We start from the raw sequence: 16,361 nt of genomic DNA, 5'->3' as shown, positions 1-16,361 counted from the left end.
CCGGTCGGCGCGCCGCCGGGTCACGGCCGTGTAATGGGGCCGGAGCGACATCCCCGGGCCCGGACGGAGACCCATGCACGAGATGTCCGTCGCCCTGTCCGTGGTGGACCAGGTCGAGCAGGCGGCACGGTCCCGCGGCGCGCGGGGCGTCCAGCATGTGCACCTCGAGATCGGCGAGCTGGCCGGAGTGGTCTCCGACTCGCTCCGCTTCTGCTTCGGACTCGCCTGCGCCGGGACCGTCCTGGAGGGTGCCGAGCTCGTCACCCGTTCCGTCCCCGGCAGCGCGCGATGCGCTCCGTGCGGGCGGACCTGGGACACCGGGATGCCCCCGGACATGCTCTGCCCCCACTGCCGCGCGGCCGCCACCGAGCTGGTGGCGGGCCGCGAACTGCGCATCACCGAAGTGCGCTGGGCCGCGGGCACCCCCGCTCCCGGCTCCCCCGGCGCAACCCCCGCAACCATCCTCGAGGAGAGCTGACGATGTGCCGTGTGGTCGACCTCCAGCAGGCGGTGCTCGCCAAGAACACGATGGCGGCCGGCGTCCTGCGCAGTGAACTGACGGCCAGGGGCACGACCGTGGTGAACCTCCTGTCCAGTCCCGGCAGCGGCAAGACGGCCCTGCTGGAGCGGGAGCTGACGATCGCCCGGGAACGCGGCGTCCCGGCCGCCGCGCTGACGGCGGACCTCGCGACGGAGAACGACGCGGTGCGCCTGGGCCGTTCCGGCGTGCCGGTCAAGCAGGTCCTCACGGACGGGCTGTGCCATCTGGAGGCGGACATGCTCGCGGGGCACCTGCACAACTGGCTGCCCGAGGACACCCGTCTGCTGTTCGTGGAGAACGTCGGCAACCTCGTGTGCCCGGCGTCGTACGACCTCGGAGAGACGCTGCGGGTCGTCCTCGCCTCGGTGACCGAGGGCGAGGACAAGCCGCTGAAGTACCCCACCGCGTTCGGCCTCGCGCACCTGGTGATCGTCACCAAGGCCGATCTCGCCGGTCCCGCCGAGTTCGACGAGGCCGCCTTCCGGGCCAACGTGCAGCAGGTCAACCCCGGTGTGGAGATCGTCCTCAGCTCCGTACGGAGTGCCCGGGGCGCCGGTCTGCTGGTGGAGCGGGCGCTGGCGGCGGCCGAGGGGGCGAAGGTGCACGCCCCGGTGATGGCACAGGCCGGGGCGTGAACGCGACGCCCGAGGCGGCCGCGCCGCGGCAGGTGGTGGCTCCGCCGGTGCGGCGCGTCCGGGCCGTCGTGCGCGGGGTGGTGCAGGGGGTCGGGTTCCGGCCGTATCTGTACGCCCTGGCCTCGGAGCTGCGGCTCGCCGGCCATGTGACCAACACCGGCGAGGGCGTGGTCGTGGAGGTCGAGGGCGAGGCGGCGCTCGTCGACCGGTTCTGCGCGCGCATCGCGCCCGAGGCCCCGCCGCTGGCCGTCGTGGAGGCCGTGGACACCACCGACCTGCCCCCCACCGGGGGCACCGGTTTCGCCATCGTCCCCTCCCGCACGTCGGGACCCGTGCGCACGCTGGTCGCCCCCGACACCGCCACCTGTGACGACTGCCTGGCCGAGCTCGCCGATCCCGCCGACCGCCGCCACCGCCACCCCTTCATCACCTGTACGCACTGCGGGCCGCGGTTCACCATCGTCACCGGCCTGCCCTACGACCGCGAGCACACCACGATGGCGGGTTTCCCGCTGTGCCCCGCCTGTGATCGCGAGTACCACGATCCCGCCGACCGGCGTTTCCACGCGCAGCCCGTGGCGTGCCCCGCGTGCGGCCCGCGCCTGCGGCTCGTCACGGCCGCCGCGCACGTGCGGCCGGAGGGCGAGGACCCCGTCGACGGGGCGCGCGCGCTGCTCGCCGCGGGGGCGATCGTCGCCGTCAAGGGCATCGGCGGGTACCACCTCGCGTGTGATGCCACCGACGGCCGGGCGGTCGGTGAGCTGCGCCGCCGCAAGGCACGCGGTGGCAAGCCCTTCGCGGTGATGGCCCGGGACGTGGCCGATGTGGCGCACCTCGTGCACATCGGCCCCGCCGAGCGGGAGTTGCTCACCGGCCGTGTCCGCCCCGTCGTGCTGTTGCGGCGGCGCACCGGCGCCACGGACGCACCGGGGGCACTCGCGCCGGCCGACGCGGTCGCGCCCGGCAGTCCCGACCTCGGGGTGATGCTGCCCTACACGCCGTTGCACCATCTGCTGCTCGGGAGTGTCCGGAAAGTATCGGCGTCCGCCCGGGGGGCGGGGGCCGCGGTGTCCGGTGCGTGCGATCGCAAGGCGGAGGAGGGAGTCGATGCGGAGCATCGGCGACCGACGACAACGCCGCGAGCGCGCGTGCAGGACACCGCGGGCCAGGCGAGACATTGCGGACACGACCTAGGCGCGGGCGGGCCCCGGCTGCTGGTGATGACCAGTGGCAACCTCTCCGGCGAACCCATCGTCACCGACGACGACGAGGCCCTCGACCGGCTGGCCGGTCTGGCCGACGCCTGGCTCACGCACGACCGGCCCGTCCACGTACCGTGCGACGACTCGGTGGTGCGCGTCTGCGACGGTGAGCCGCTGGTGCTGCGCCGTTCCCGGGGTTACGCCCCGCTGCCGCTGACGCTGCCGGTACCGGTGGTTCCCGCCCTCGCGGTCGGCGGTGATCTGAAGAACGTCTTCTGCCTCGCCGAGGGCGACAGGGCATGGCTGTCCGCCCACGTCGGGGACATGGACGACCTCGCCACCCAGCGCGCGTTCGGCCGCGCCGAACGGCAACTGGAGTCCATCACGGGCGTACGCCCCGAGCTGCTCGTCACCGACACGCACCCCGGGTACCGCTCGGGCGCGTGGGCACGGCGGCACGCCGCGGGGCGCCCGGTGGCGCGGGTCCAGCACCATCACGCGCATGTCGCCGCCGTCATGGCCGAGCACGGCGTGGCCGAGGGCGACCGGGTGATCGGGGTCGCGTTCGACGGCACGGGCCATGGGGACGACGGGGCGGTGTGGGGCGGGGAGCTCCTGCTCGCGGGCTACGAGGGTTACCTACGGTTCGCGCACTTGGCCTACGTACCGCTGCCCGGGGGTGACGCGGCCGTCCGGCGGCCCTACCGCATGGCGCTGGCGCACCTGTGGGCGGCGGGCATCGCGCCGGACGCGGACCTGCCGTGCGTCGCCGCCTGCCCGCCGGAGGAACGGGCGGTGCTGGGCCGGCAGTTGGAGCGGGGGCTGAACTGCGTGCCCACGTCCAGCATGGGGCGGCTCTTCGACGCCGTCTCGTCCCTTGCGGGCGTCTGCCATCACGCCGAGTACGAGGCCCGGGCCGCGATCGAGCTGGAGGCTGCCGCGGTCGCCGCCGGGGCCTGCGACGAGGATCCGCGCTACGTCTTCCGTCTGACCGGGCGGGGCCCGGCCGGTGCGTCTCCGGTGACCGCCGATCCGGCGCCGTTGCTGGCCGCGGTCGTCGAGGACGTACGGCGGGGTGTTCCCGCCCCGGTCGTCGCGGCACGGTTCCACGCGGCCGTGGCCCGGATGGTGCGGACGGTCTGCGTGCTGGCCCGCGAGGCGACCGGACTGGAGACGGCCGCGCTGACCGGTGGGGTCTTCTCCAACACGCTGCTGTCGTCGGCCTGCGCACGCGGGCTGCGGGCGGACGGTTTCACCGTACTGCGTCACCGCCGTGTCCCGCCCAACGACGGGGGGCTGGCCCTCGGTCAGCTCGTGGTGGCCGCCCGCGCCACGGCCCGAGCGGAATCGACGGCCACGGCCACGGAGTCGGCCACGGAATCGGCCACGGATTCCGTGGCGCGAGAGTGAGGAGACACATATGTGCCTGGCGGTACCAGGGAAGGTACTGGGGGTCGAGGAACGGAACGGCACCCGCATGGCCAGCGTCGACTTCGGCGGTGTGGTCAAGGAGGTGTGCCTGGAGTACCTGCCGGACCTTCAGGTCGGCGAGTACGCGATCGTCCACGTCGGTTTCGCCCTGCAACGGCTGGACGAGGAGTCGGCCCGCCGGACGCTGGAGCTGTTCGAGAACCTCGGTTTGCTCCAGGAGGAGTTCGGCGACCCGTGGGAGCAGGCCGCCGCGGAGGCGGGCGGGAACGGACACGGGCCGGACGGCGCCGCCACGGCCGGGGAGGTGCTGCGGTGAAGTACATCGACGAGTTCCAGAATCCTGAGCTCGCGGCACGGCTGCTCGACGAGATCAGGGCCACCGTGACCAGGCCCTGGGCGCTGATGGAGGTGTGCGGCGGCCAGACGCACACCATCATCCGCCACGGCATCGACCAACTCCTGCCCGACGAGGTGGAGTTGATCCACGGGCCCGGCTGTCCGGTGTGCGTGACCCCGCTGGAGGTGATCGACAAGGCCCTGGAGATCGCCTCGCGTCCCGACGTGATCTTCTGCTCCTTCGGCGACATGCTGCGGGTGCCCGGTACCGGCCGTGACCTGTTCCAGGTACGCGGGGAGGGCGGCGACGTCCGGGTGGTGTACTCGCCGCTGGACGCGCTGCGGATCGCGGAGGAGAACCCGGACCGGGAGGTCGTCTTCTTCGGCATCGGCTTCGAGACGACCGCGCCGCCCAACGCGATGGCCGTCCACCAGGCCCGCAAGCGCGGCATCGGCAACTTCAGCCTGCTGGTGTCGCACGTCCGGGTCCCGCCCGCGATCGAGGCGATCATGCAGTCACCGGACTGCCGTGTCCAGGGCTTTCTCGCGGCCGGGCACGTGTGCAGCGTGATGGGGACGGAGGAGTACCCCGGGCTCGCGGAACGGTTCGGGGTGCCCATCGTGGTCACCGGTTTCGAGCCGCTCGACATCCTCGAAGGCGTACGGCGCACCGTGCGCCAGCTCGAGCGGGGCGAGCACACGGTGGAGAACGCCTACGAGCGTGCCGTCCGACCGGAGGGCAACCCTGCCGCGCGCGCGATGCTGGACGACGTCTTCGAGGTGACCGACCGGGCCTGGCGCGGCATCGGCGTCATCCCCGCCAGTGGGTGGCGGCTGTCCGCGCGCTACCGGGACCACGACGCCGAGCACCGCTTCCAGGTGGGTGACATCGCCACCCGTGAGCCGGCCGAGTGCCGCAGCGGAGAGGTGCTGCAAGGACTGCTGAAGCCGCACGAGTGCGAGGCGTTCGGCACCACGTGCACGCCGCGCACCCCGCTCGGGGCCACCATGGTCTCCAGCGAGGGCGCGTGCGCCGCCTACTACCTGTACCGGCGGCTCGACCTGCCGGCCCGCCCGGTGCCGGTCACGGCCCCGGCGACCACCGCCCAGACCCTGGAGGGCAGCCCCGTTGTCTGACACGTACACAGGGCCGGACGTCCTGTCCTGGACCTGTCCCGCCCCGCTGCGGGACCGGCCGCGGGTGGTGATGGGCCACGGCGGAGGCGGCGTGCTGTCCGCCGAGCTGGTGGAGCAGGTCTTCCTCCCCGCCCTGGCGGGCCCGGCGCCCGGCGGGCTGACCGACTCGGCCACCGTCGAGCTCGGCGGGGCGCGGCTCGCGTTCTCCACCGACTCGTTCGTGGTGCGGCCCTTGTTCTTCCCCGGTGGCAGCATCGGTGACCTCGCCGTCAACGGCACGGTCAACGACCTGGCGATGAGCGGGGCCCGGGCCGCCTACCTGTCGTGCGGCGTCATCCTGGAGGAGGGCGTCGAGATCGCCACCGTGGGCCGGGTGGCCGAGGCTATGGGCGCCGCCGCCCGTACTGCCGGTGTGCGGGTGGTGACGGGCGACACCAAGGTGGTGGAGGCCGGTCACGGCGACGGCGTCTACATCAACACCTCGGGCATCGGACTGGTCCCGCCCGGGGTCGACCTGCGTCCGGAGCGGGTCGTGCCCGGTGACGTGGTGATCGTCAGCGGGGCGATCGGGCTCCACGGTGTGGCCATCCTGAGCGAGCGGGAGAATCTGCGGTTCGAGGTCGACATCGAGAGCGACTGCGCGGCGCTCGGCGGCCTGGTCGAGGCGATGCTCGCCGTCACACCGGATCTCCATGTGCTGCGCGACCCGACCCGAGGGGGTCTGGCCGCGTCGCTCAACGAGATCGCGGCGGCCTCGGGCACCGGGGTCGTCGTCCAGGAGCGTGCCGTCCCGGTCCCCGCGCCGGTGGCCAGCGCCTGCGCGGTCCTGGGCCTCGACCCGATGTACGTGGCCAATGAGGGCAAGCTGGTGGCGTTCGTGCCGCGGGACCACGCCGACGCGGTCCTCGCCGCGATGCGGGCGCACCCTCTGGGCGCCGAGTCGGCGGTCGTCGGTGAGGCGGTGGCCGAGCACCCGGGGATGGTCGTGGCCCGGACGGGCCTGGGCGGGACGCGGGTGGTGGACATGCCGCTCGGGGAGCAGCTCCCGCGGATCTGCTGACCGGTGCTCGCCCGCCGGGCCCGGCCTCATCGGTGCCTCGCCGACCAGCGGCCCGTGCCCGCCTTCGCCTGAACCCGCGCGTCCGCGGGTTCAGGCGGTCAGGCCCCGCCTGCCGGGGCGCGTGTCCAGCGTCCAGGTATGGGTGCAGCCGGGGCACTGGAGGTGCACCCGCGCGCCCTCGTTCGCTATGAGGTAACGCCAGTGGTCCGAGCAGTTGCGCCGTTGCGCACAGGTCACGCAGTCCCGGGCGTCGTCGCATCCCGGGCACGGGACCCACGCCCGCCGGGCCCGGTCCGCCTGCGGGTCAATGGGAAGCCGCATCGCCCGTGTCCCGTCCGGGCAGCACGCCGGCCTCCACCAGCATGGCGTACGTCCGCTCCTGCTCCGCGTCCAGACCCGAGTAGAGCAGGCGGTGCGCCTGCTCCTCCGAGCGGAGCACGGCCATGGGGTCCCAGTCGTCACCGAGGGCGGTCACCACCGCGGCGCGTCGGCGGGACTCCTCCAGGGTGAGGTCGAGCGAGAAGGCCACAGGGTCGTGGCCGGGGCTGTCGTTCATGCGCGGAGCACCTTCACACGGGAAGTCACTGGTCCCAGCCACCTCTACCAGGGGGGTCGCCACGCCGGAAGGCATTGTGACGTACCTCATCGGGGTGGGGCCGGGGGCGCGACCGCGCCGCCGTCGGTCGGCCGTGTGCCCCGGGCCGGGCACACCGTCCACGTCAGAGGTATCCGCAGGGTGGGCACCGACCCGGGCGAGAAGCGCCTTGCGAGCGTGTCCGGCGGGAGGCGGCCGGGATGCCCTTCCGGTGCGCCCTGATCCGGTACGGCGCGGAGTCGTACCGCTGCCAGGCCACCCAGCCACCCTCTTCCCGGGACGATGAACCCGGAAGAGCACACCACCGGGAGAGGCACGGCAATGCGCGGAAAGCCGGATGGCGGGGTCATAGCAGGCAATTTGACCTGTCTCATCCCGGCGACCGAAGCACATCTGCCTCTGCTGGCCTGCTGGTTCGCCGATCCCGAATTCGTACGGAACTGGGGCGGGCAGCCTCTCACCCGCGAGGAAGTCGCCGCGAAGTACACGGGAAGGCGCCGCCCACGCGTGGAGTCCTTCCTGATCCTCACCCAGGCCATCCCGGTCGGCTATGTGCAGTACGTACCCGCGGGCCCGGACCAGGGCGGCATCGACATGGTCCTCCTGCCACAGGCTCAAGGCAGCGGCCTCGGCCCCGACGCCGCCCGCGCCCTTGTCCGGCACCTTCAGACAGTGCTGGGCTGGACGCGGGTGACCGTCGACCCGGAAGCGTCCAACAGTCACGCCGTCCGAGCCTGGGCGAAGGCGGGGTTCCATCCGGTGAGCCGGCAGGGGAGCCGGCTGCTCATGAAGTGCCTCCCCGCCCCTGGCGTCCCCGCCGCGGATACCCACCGCGAGAGCTCGGCCCCGACGCCGAACCGGCGCTCTCGTGCGGCACCGCTGGTAGAGGGCCCAGGTCATGAGGAATCCGGCGGGGCGCCGGCACTCAAGGTGCCCGGCTCGCCGAGCTCCTGCGCGTGGCCGCCCCGGCACCTCCGGTGGTGGTCAGGCCTTCGCGAACTTGGCGACGTATTCGTCGAAGGGCTCGATGCCGACTTCCGCACGGAGTTCGTCCATGCGCTGCGGCTCTTCACAGGGCCAGGGAACCGGTGCCCCGTCCTTCACGCCGGCGATCTGAGTGCCGTAGATCTGCTTGCGGCCCTCATTCACCAGCGTGCGGTCGCGCAAGAAGGCCAGCTCGCGCGGGCCGGCCGAGCCTGCCGACACCGCCTGCTGCATCAGCTTCAGGGCGCGTCGCTGAATGTCGAGCTGCCGGTCGGCGTGCTGGGCGATCAGCCACGCTGCGCGCGCGGCCTCCTCGCCGACCAGTTCCTCCGTCGGCCAGCCGTACTCGTCCATGATCTCGCCGAGCCGGTCACCGTGCCGTGCGGTCAGCCGCCGCCAGGCCAACTGTTCGGCGGGGTCGTCGCTGTTCGCGCGGACTGCTGACCGGTGATCCGCCGCGGCCATCTCCGCGAGTTCCACGGCCAGCGCGGCAACGTCGTGCGCCACTCTCAACTCCTTTTTCAGATCGGTGTGTTGTGCCCGATACCGGCAAGCCTAAAGGCGTAAATCAGGCGGAAAGATCATTCCGGAGAACGGTGACAGGCACGTCCCCGCGCGGGGACAATGGATCTACTCCCCGAAGCCGGTGGCGGATCGCTGCGACGGTCACGGGGGGCGGGAGTTCTTGAGGGCGTTGGCGGTCCGCGAGCACCACTGCGTTGAGAACCGGGCCGAGTGAGCCGGCTGCCGATCTGGGGCGTTCAGCGACGGTGGGAGGTTTGCCGGGGCCGCCCGGCTACCGTTGCTCCGCATGACCCACACCGAGATCGAGATCACCGCGGAGTTGGTCCGGGATCTGCTCCGCGACCAGCACCCCGACCTGGCCGATCACCCTGTAAGGCTCGGTGCGCGGGGCTGGGACAACCAGCTGTGGCGGCTCGGCGACGACCTCGCTGTCCGGCTGCCCTGGGCGACGCAGTCCGCGGACGCGCTGCTGCGCAAGGAGCACGAGTGGCTTCCCGCTCTCGCCCCGTGTCTTCCCCTGCCGGTCCCCGTCCCGCAGCGCCTCAGCGAACCCTCCGAGCGGTATCCGCGGCCTTGGATCGTCACCACCTGGGTGCCGGGAACGCCCGCCGACCGCGCCCCCGCCACGCGCGCCGCTGAGGCGGCAGAGACCTTGGCCGCCTTCCTGACCGCTCTTCACCGGCCTGCCCCCGAGGGGGCGCCGACAGGTCGCGACCGTGGAGGGCCGCTGAGCGACCATGCCGAGGGGTTCGCGCAGGCGCTGGCCTCGGCCACCGGTTCGGGGCTGATTCCCGACCCGGACGCCGTCCGCGCCATCTGGGAAGACGCCGCCGCTGCGCCCGACTGGACGGGGCCGGCGCTGTGGCTCCACGGCGACCTGCATCCGGCCAACGTCCTCACCGAGGACGGCACTTTCTGCGGCGTGATCGACTTCGGCGACCTCTGTGCCGGCGATCCGGCCTGCGACCTCGCCGCCGCTTGGACGCTGCTGCCGGACGGTGCCGCCGACCGCTTCCATGACGCCTACCAGCCGGCCCCGGACCCGGCGACCCTGCGCCGCGCCCGCGGCTGGGCGGTGCTCAAAGCCCTCGCCTGCATCCTCATCGGAGACGCCGGCGTCCACGGCCGCCCCGGCGGCAAAGCCACCTGGGGCCCACCCGCCCGGACCGCCCTTCGACGCCTGATCGAGGCGTCCCGCCACTGAAGCCGCCCACCGTCACAGAACAGCAGGGGTCTCATTCCTCGCTCGGTTCGGGGGTGATCCTGCCGGCGGCAGTGCGGAAGTCCGGCATGCCAGGGTGGACGGTGGTATGGCGGGTGGCGAGGTCGGCATCACGGCGAGCCTTCGCGTCACCGGCGCCGAAGGGGTGGCCTCACCCGCGGTGCCCCGGTGGTGTGCCGGTCCTCCCAAGGGGAAGGCCCCGCCGGACGTGGTCCGGCGGGGCCTTCTTCGGGTCGGGTCAGCGGGAGCCGACGGGAGTGATCGAGGTGAGCCCTCCTCCGCCCGCCTGGCCCCGGAGCTCCGGGAACGCCGACAGGAAGCGGTCGGCGAGCGAGGAGCCCAGCAGCAGGCGGTCCGGGAGGGGCGGCAGGTTCTCCCCGTCGTACAGCACCGGCGAGTCCCAGTCGCCGGGGTCACCCGCGCCCTCGCGGTCGACGACCACGGCCCGGGTGGGCACCGGAAGCGCGGCGGCCGCGGCCAGGACGGCCGCCTCCACCGCGTCCGACTGCTCCGTCGTGAGCCCGTCCAGCCACAGGGTCTGGATCTCGCAGCCGAGCGGTTCGTAGGCGAACTGGTCGACCACGTCGACGTCGGCGGACAGCCACCAGTTCGTCGTCAGGGACGCGATCCGCATACCCAGCAGCCGACCGAGTTCCTCCGGACGCAGGAGGACGTCGTCCCCCTCGACGTCGAGCACCACGGCCGCGCCTTTCACGGGGTGCACCAGGCTCAGACCGTACGCCTCGAACAGCTCCGCCTGTGCGGCGAGGACCGGCGTGGCCGCCGACTCGCGGTACCAGCGGATGTATCCGTCACTCATGGTCAGCAGTCCGGCAGCGTGAAGATGTGGACATTCTCGTCTCCGAAGACCTTCTTGGCCTGCTTGATGGCCGATTCCGGGGTGTTGTCGGCGAGGTAGTAGACCGCCTTCACGCCCGCTTCGTCGGCCGCGTACTTGTTGATCTTAAGGGCCTTGCCGAACTTGGACGGGTTGGCCGCCTTGGCGCCACCACCGACGTACACGTACTCACCGTCGGGGCCGATGACGTCGAGACCGCTGGAGCCGACGTTGGGCATGACGATCTTGATGTCCTGGCCCTTGTCGTCCTTGGCCACCTTCCCGCCGATGAGCTTGGCGATGAACTCCTCACGAGCCAAACCGATGTCGCCCGCCTCCTTGCCGCCCCCGCCGGACGCGGCCGCCAGGGCGCGCTGCGAGCCGAACGTCTTCGCCGACGCACTCCTCGCCGCCGAGCCGCTCTTCTTCCGGTCGGTCACACAGGCCGGGAGCTTCTTCCATACGTCCTCGATGATCTCCTCGCCCTTGTCGACCAGCTTCTTGGCCTTGGCCGACTTGTCGAGGAACTCCTTGATGCCCCAGATCGCCTTGCCGATCTTCGGGAGCTTGCTGACGATGGAGGCCGCCTTCGTCCACGGCAGGTTCTCGACGATCGCCCACAGGCAGGTCGGGATGTCCGGGTCGTCCCAGCACTCCTTGATCTTGTCGGCGGCGATCTCGACGAGGAGCTCGGCGCCGTTCTCCATCAGGTAGTCGAGGAGGTCCTGCTGGGCCAGGGCCCGGGCCGCCTCGTACTCGGCCGGGCTGATGCCCGCCGCCTCCAGCGCCTTGCGCTCGGCCGCGTCCAGGGAGTAGGGGTCACCCTTCTCCTTGCCCTTCGCGGCCTCCTCGCGCTCCTTGCGCTCCAGTTCGCGCTGGTACTCCTCGGCCCTCTTCGCGGCCTCGTCGGCCTCCTTGGCGTAGGTGCCGGCGTTCTTGGCCGCGGTCTCGGCGGAGGTGGCGTGCTTCTCGGCGGACTCGGCGAAGGTGTTGGCGTCGGCGGCGTCCTTCTCCGCCTGGGCGGCCGCGCCCTGGGCGACGGCGGCCTCCTTCTCGGCGAGGTCGGCGGCGCTGTTGGCGGCCGCCGCGTGGTTCTCGGCCTCGGCGGCGGCGCCTCGGGCGCGGGCTGCTTCGGCCTCGGCCTGCGTGGCGGCGTTGCGTGCGGCGGCCGCGTCGGCGAAGGCCTGGTTGGCGGCCGTGCGGGCGAGTTTGGCGTCCGCCTGGGCCTGGGCGTCGGCCTCGTTGGCGCGGGCCGCGGCGGCTCGTGCCTTGGCGCCGTCGTCGGCGGCCTGGGCGGCGGACTTCATCGCCGCGACCGAGGAACGTGCCGCGTCCGCGGAGGAACGGGCAGCGGCCGCGGCTGCCTTGAAGGCGGGTGCGACCTGGGCGTTGGCCTTCTTGGCGGCTGCCTCGGCGGCCTCGGCCGCCTTGAGTGCTTCCGCCGCCCTCGCTTCGGCCTTGGTGACTTCCGCCTGGCCCAGGGCCTGGGCGGCCTTGGCCACCTCGGTGGCGAAGTCGGCGTCCACGTCCGTGCCGGTGAACGGCGCGGTGAGGGTGATGGCGGTGTCGGCCGGGTCGGCGATGCCGGCGGCGGTGGTGCGGGCCGACGTGGCGGCCTGCACCGCGATCGTGGCCTGGAGGCGGGCCATGGCCGCCTCCCGCGTGGCACCCTCGGCCTCTTCCTTGGTGCGGTTGGCCGCCTGGAGGGCGTTGTTGGCGTGGAGGGCGGCCAGGCCGGCGAGCCGGGACGCCTCGTGGGCGGCGATACCGGCGCGGGCCTCCTGCGCGGTGGCCTCGGCGGCCTTCTGGTTGGCGCGCTGGGCGGCCGCGTGGGTCAGGGCCGCCTCGGCCTCCGCCTTGTCGGCCGCCGCGTTCGCCGCGAAGGCGGCCGCTTCGGCCTTGTTGGCGGCGGCGTTGGCGCGCGCGGCGTGCGCGGTGGCCTCGGCGGCCGCCGCCCGTGCCCGCGCGGCGGCGCCCGCCGCCTCGATGGCCGCCGAGCGGGACCGTACCGCCGCCGCGGAGGCCTGGTCGGCCGCGCCACGGGCGGTGCCGGCCGCCGTGCCGGCGGCGTCGGCCGCGGAACGGGCCTCGGTCGCCGCCGCGCGTGCGGTCTCGGCGTGCTCGGTGCCCTTGGCCTTGGCGGCCAGCGCCTCGCTCGCCCGGGCCCGGGCGTCCTCCGCCTTGTGGGCGCGTTCGGCCTCCACCGCCTTGTTACGGGCGGTACGGGCCTTGGACTCCTCGCCCCGCGCCAGCTCGTCGGCCTTGGCGGCGATGCCCTCCTGGGCCTGTGCGGTGGCCCGCTTCTCGGCGGCCACGGCCGCCGCGGCCTGCGCGTCGGCCCGCTTGGCCGAGGCGGTACGGGCTTCGGCCTCGGCACGCGCGCGTGCCGCCGCGGCGATGTCCCGCTCCTTCTCGGCCCGCGCCCTCGCGGCGGCGGCGAGGTCGCGCTCGCGCTCGGCGATCGCCCGCTGCTCGGCGGCGATCTTGGCCTGACGCTCGGCCTCGATCCGCGCGTCCCGGGTCTTCCTGGCGTGCTCCCAGGCCTGCTTCTCGGCCTGTTCGGCCGCGATCCTGGCCTGGCGGGCCTTGGCCGCCGCGTCCGCGGCGATCTTGGCCTGCTTGGCGGCCGCCTCGGCGAGCCGGGCCGCCGTCTTGGCGTGCTCCTCGGCGTTGGCCCGCCACTTGGCGGCCTGCTGGGCGTGCAGCTCGGCTGCGTTCTTGGAGTTCAGCCCGGCCGCGTCGGCGGCGGTGGCGTCCACCGCGTGCTTCGCGGTGGCGGCGGCCTTCGCGGCGGCGTCCGCCGCGCCGGCGATGCCCGTGGCCACCTCGGACCACTGGACGCCGTGCTCCAGACCGGTCTCCACCAGGACGTCGGCCTGCACCTTGGCCTGGGCCGCGGCGACCTGGGCCGCCTTGGCGGCGCCCTCGGCGATCCCGACCTGACGGGCGACCTCCGCCTTCACCTGGGCGTAGTCGGACAGACGCTTGCCGGCCTTGTCGGCGGCGAGCATCCGGTCGGCCTCACGGGACTGGGTGGCCGCGGCGTTCATCGCGTTGGACGCCGTCTTCAGAGCCTTGACCGCGTCACCGTGCGCCGCGATCAGCTTGGTGCGGGCCTCGGCGGCCACGGCCGCCTTCCGGGCCAGCTCACGCAGCCGCTCCGCCGCCTCGGCCGCCTCCTTCTGGGCCTGCTCGTGGGCGGCCCGGTCGTCCGCGTCCTTCTGCGAGGCGACCAGGTAGCCCTTCTCCAGGTACTCGGCGATGACCTTGTCGTCGCCCGTGGCGAGGGCGGCCTGCGCGGTCCGCTTCACCTCGGGGCCGCCGACCGCGGCGAGCATCTCGACCCGCTTGCGGTTCTCCGCCGCGCGTTCCTTCTCGTTCTGCTCCGTCGCCTTGTCCCGCTGGCGGGCGATGTCCGCGCCGAAGGCGAGGAAGTCGGCGCGGTCCCGCGCCGTGCCCTTCAGGACGCGCTCGACCTCGGCGTTGAAGAACGGGCCGCCGGTGCCGCGCAGCGCCTCGATCCGGCCGCGGTTGGCGACGTCGGCCGCGTCCCGCTTGTCCTGGGCGCGCTTGCGAGCCTCGGCCTCGCCGTACTCCAGGAACTCGCGGATGGCGTTCGGGTCGGTGCTGGCCAGCGCCGCCTTGGCGGCCTCGCGGACCTCCTCCTCCTCGTCGAACTCCGCGAAGTCCTCGACCAGTTGACGGTCCCGCTCGTCGCTGATCCGGTCCAGCTCGGACGTGGCGGCGGGCGCCGTGCCACCGGGCTTCGGTGCCGGTGCCGCAGCGAGCCGGTCCATCGATTCCAGCGTCCGCGTCAGCGACGCGTTCTCCTCGCGTACGGAGGTCGCTGCCGCGGCCTCGCCGGTGACGGTGCCCAGCACCGCCACGGCGATCGCCGCGGACACGGCCTTCCGTACGTGCGCGGCCACGCGCGCGCGTGACCCTCCGGCCCTGGGCCGGGCTCTTCCCCACACGGGAAACCCCCTAGACGAATGATCGAGAAAATCCCGCCCCGGTCACGGGCGGGTGGTCGTTGGTCCGCGCGCCGTCCGGCCGGCCAGGGGGTGTCCTGGCCTGCTCCCCGGCTCCGGCCCCGGTCACGGGCCGGCCGGACCCGCACGGTCAGTCCTGGGCGCGGCTCTCGCCGTCCTGGGCACGGTCGTCCATGGACGCGCGGAACGCCGCCGCCTCGGCCACCGCGGCCCGCTGTCCGCTGTCCGGACCCGGGCGGCCGTGGTCATCGGCGGTGCCGGAGATCGCCTGCCGCACCCTCGGAAGTGACGTACGGTGCAACGGCCGCCGGGGCGGGGCCGTATGTACGTTCCCGCCCCTTCGCGGCGTTCGACGGGCGCACGCGGGCGCGCCGTCCGGCCGGTTCACGCGACCGGCCCGACCTGCCAAAGCTGGGCGTCGGTGCGGTTGCAGGTGTAGAGCTGGGCGTCGATGCCGTTGTCCTGCTTCTGGCCGGGCACGTCGACGCACATCCCGTCCGCGTGCGCGGGCTGGAGTTCGTACAGCTTGCGCACGGGGTCGACGAGCAGGATCTGCCAGCGCTGGTGGTCCCCCTGGCCGCAGGTGAACTGCTGGACGGCCGCGCCGGACTTGTCGCTCTTGCCCTGGACCTCAAGGCACTTGCCGCTCTTGACGTTGCGCATCTCGAAGGTGCCGCCGCGCGCGGCGACGGCGGTCCACTTCTGTGAGTCCGTGCTGTTGCAGGCGTACTGCTGGGCGTTGATGCCGTCCGTGGTCTTGCCGCCCTCGATCTCGAGGCACTTGCCGCTGTGGGCGGCGGTGAGGGTGACGACCTGCTGCGCCATCTTGAAGCGGGCGGCGGCCTCCGCCTTCGCGGCGGCGGCGACGGCCGCGGCCTCGCGCGCCGCCTCGGCGGCGGTGCCGGAGGCGGTCGGCGTGCCGGGGTCACCGTCCGCCTGGACGGCGGTGGCCGTACCGGCGAGGACGGCGACGGCCGCGCCCGCGGTCAGGACGGCCCGGATGATCCGAGACATGTGGGGATCCGTTTCTCTCGCGGGTACGGGGGCTCAGGCGGCCGTGACGGGGTGGATGCGCCACTGCTGGGCGGGCGTGCCGTTGCAGGCCCACAGCCGCGCGACCGCGCCGTCGTCCTTGCTCGCGGAGGCGATGTCCAGGCAGCGGTTCGTGCCGGCCGGCGTGTGGGCGGGCCGCAGCTCGTACAGCTCGTTGGTGATGTCGACCATCACCAGGCGCCAGTGCTGGTTCGGCTTGCCCACGCACCACCACTGCTGGACGACCGTGCCGGTCGTGGTGCCGGCGGCTTCCACGTCCAGGCACTTGCCGCTGTGCCCGAAGCGCAGTTCGAAGGTGCCGGCGCCGGTGGGAACCATGTCGATGCGCTGGTTCTCGGCGTCCGCGACGCAGGTCGACTGGACGCTGTTGACGCCGTTGCGGAGGCTGGCGTCGGGCGTCGTGAGGCACTTGTCGCTGTGGACGGCCCTGAGCTGCACGGCCGAGGGCGTCGAGGCCGCGGTGGCGGCGGCCCTGGCATCACCGGCGTTCACGGTGGCCGTGGAGACGGTGGTGGCGGCGGGGGTCGGCTGGGGGCGCGCCTCGTCGGCGACGGCCACGGTCACGCCGCCGGCGAGCGCGGCGACACCGGCCGCTACGGCCAGGGCGGATCGGACGATCCGGGACATGGGGTGCTTCCGTTCTTCTCAGGTCTGAAGGGAGAGGGCCCGGCGGGAGGCGGCCGGCGCGCGTGTACGCGGGTGGCCGCCTCCCGCTCGGTCAGCGCGCGAGGGGGGTGACGATCTTCCAGGTGGCGTCCTGGGCGAAGTCCTTCTCGACGTCGAAGCGGTTCTTGGCGGACTTGTTGGCGA

At 73.3% G+C, this 16,361-nt stretch carries 15 protein-coding genes and 1 pseudogene; 8 read left to right on the top strand and 8 right to left on the bottom strand.

All coding sequences use genetic code 11. The annotated features are described in order from the left end of the window. Nucleotides 1-73 precede the first annotated feature (73 nt). From hypA to hypE, 6 genes are all read left to right on the top strand, one after another. Entirely contained in the window at nucleotides 74-478 is a 405-nt protein-coding gene (gene hypA, locus ACF068_RS29385; protein WP_392277332.1) for a hydrogenase maturation nickel metallochaperone HypA, read from the top strand. 2 nt (nucleotides 479-480) lie between these two features. After that, nucleotides 481-1,176: a hydrogenase nickel incorporation protein HypB gene (gene hypB / locus ACF068_RS29380; protein ID WP_392277331.1), complete on the top strand. Its 696-nt coding sequence runs from the start codon at nucleotides 481-483 to the stop codon at nucleotides 1,174-1,176. Beyond that, nucleotides 1,173-3,788, top strand: coding sequence for a carbamoyltransferase HypF (locus ACF068_RS29375; protein WP_392277330.1), 2,616 nt, complete (start codon nucleotides 1,173-1,175; stop codon nucleotides 3,786-3,788). Before hypB ends, ACF068_RS29375 begins: the two co-directional genes overlap by 4 nt. A gap of 10 nt (nucleotides 3,789-3,798) precedes the next feature. Further along, nucleotides 3,799-4,125: a HypC/HybG/HupF family hydrogenase formation chaperone gene (locus tag ACF068_RS29370; protein WP_392277329.1), complete on the top strand. Its 327-nt coding sequence runs from the start codon at nucleotides 3,799-3,801 to the stop codon at nucleotides 4,123-4,125. Then, nucleotides 4,122-5,282 carry a hydrogenase formation protein HypD gene (hypD, locus tag ACF068_RS29365; RefSeq protein ID WP_392277328.1) on the top strand — a complete coding sequence of 387 codons (1,161 nt, stop codon included), beginning with the start codon at nucleotides 4,122-4,124 and terminating at the stop codon, nucleotides 5,280-5,282. Before ACF068_RS29370 ends, hypD begins: the two co-directional genes overlap by 4 nt. 70 nt (nucleotides 5,283-5,352) lie before the next feature. Beyond that, complete coding sequence (gene hypE / locus ACF068_RS29360; RefSeq protein WP_392277423.1) at nucleotides 5,353-6,342, top strand: hydrogenase expression/formation protein HypE; 990 nt, start codon at nucleotides 5,353-5,355, stop codon at nucleotides 6,340-6,342. A gap of 90 nt (nucleotides 6,343-6,432) precedes the next feature. Here the strand turns inward: hypE and ACF068_RS29355 are convergent, their stop codons facing one another. After that, a complete protein-coding gene (locus ACF068_RS29355) occupies nucleotides 6,433-6,663 on the bottom strand; it encodes a hypothetical protein (protein ID WP_392277327.1) in 231 nt (76 codons plus the stop codon). Beyond that, nucleotides 6,647-6,898 (bottom strand): DUF6400 family protein, encoded by a 252-nt coding sequence (locus ACF068_RS29350; protein ID WP_392277326.1) that lies wholly within the window; start codon nucleotides 6,896-6,898, stop codon nucleotides 6,647-6,649. Before ACF068_RS29350 ends, ACF068_RS29355 begins: the two co-directional genes overlap by 17 nt. A gap of 360 nt (nucleotides 6,899-7,258) precedes the next feature. Here ACF068_RS29350 and ACF068_RS29345 point away from each other — a divergent pair. Beyond that, a pseudogene (locus tag ACF068_RS29345) lies at nucleotides 7,259-7,768 on the top strand (GNAT family N-acetyltransferase); the annotation flags it as partial. A 153-nt stretch (nucleotides 7,769-7,921) separates the two neighbouring features. On the opposite strand, the gene ACF068_RS29340 reads toward ACF068_RS29345, so the two are convergent. Further along, a complete protein-coding gene (locus tag ACF068_RS29340) occupies nucleotides 7,922-8,428 on the bottom strand; it encodes a DUF6624 domain-containing protein (RefSeq protein ID WP_392277325.1) in 507 nt (168 codons plus the stop codon). Nucleotides 8,429-8,732: 304 nt separating this feature from the next. Between ACF068_RS29340 and ACF068_RS29335 the strand changes: the two genes are divergently transcribed. Continuing rightward, nucleotides 8,733-9,650: an aminoglycoside phosphotransferase family protein gene (locus ACF068_RS29335; protein ID WP_392277324.1), complete on the top strand. Its 918-nt coding sequence runs from the start codon at nucleotides 8,733-8,735 to the stop codon at nucleotides 9,648-9,650. A 256-nt stretch (nucleotides 9,651-9,906) separates the two neighbouring features. Here ACF068_RS29335 and ACF068_RS29330 read toward each other — a convergent pair whose 3' ends face one another. The 5 genes from ACF068_RS29330 to ACF068_RS29310 form a co-directional block, all read right to left on the bottom strand. After that, nucleotides 9,907-10,488 carry a hypothetical protein gene (locus tag ACF068_RS29330; RefSeq protein ID WP_392277323.1) on the bottom strand — a complete coding sequence of 194 codons (582 nt, stop codon included), beginning with the start codon at nucleotides 10,486-10,488 and terminating at the stop codon, nucleotides 9,907-9,909. A 2-nt stretch (nucleotides 10,489-10,490) separates the two neighbouring features. After that, a complete protein-coding gene (locus ACF068_RS29325; protein WP_392277322.1) occupies nucleotides 10,491-14,435 on the bottom strand; it encodes an ALF repeat-containing protein in 3,945 nt (1,314 codons plus the stop codon). Between the two features lie 193 nt (nucleotides 14,436-14,628). Further along, nucleotides 14,629-14,775: a hypothetical protein gene (locus ACF068_RS29320; protein WP_392277321.1), complete on the bottom strand. Its 147-nt coding sequence runs from the start codon at nucleotides 14,773-14,775 to the stop codon at nucleotides 14,629-14,631. A 107-nt stretch (nucleotides 14,776-14,882) separates the two neighbouring features. Continuing rightward, complete coding sequence (locus ACF068_RS29315) at nucleotides 14,883-15,512, bottom strand: RICIN domain-containing protein (protein ID WP_392277320.1); 630 nt, start codon at nucleotides 15,510-15,512, stop codon at nucleotides 14,883-14,885. A gap of 33 nt (nucleotides 15,513-15,545) precedes the next feature. Then, entirely contained in the window at nucleotides 15,546-16,178 is a 633-nt protein-coding gene (locus ACF068_RS29310; RefSeq protein WP_392277319.1) for an RICIN domain-containing protein, read from the bottom strand. Nucleotides 16,179-16,361 lie beyond the last annotated feature (183 nt).

The sequence above is a fragment of the Streptomyces sp. NPDC016309 genome, assembly GCF_043077235.1.
Lineage (GTDB): Bacteria > Actinomycetota > Actinomycetes > Streptomycetales > Streptomycetaceae > Streptomyces.
Note: the sequence above shows the minus strand (reverse complement) of the source record. Positions and strands in the feature narration are given on the sequence as shown.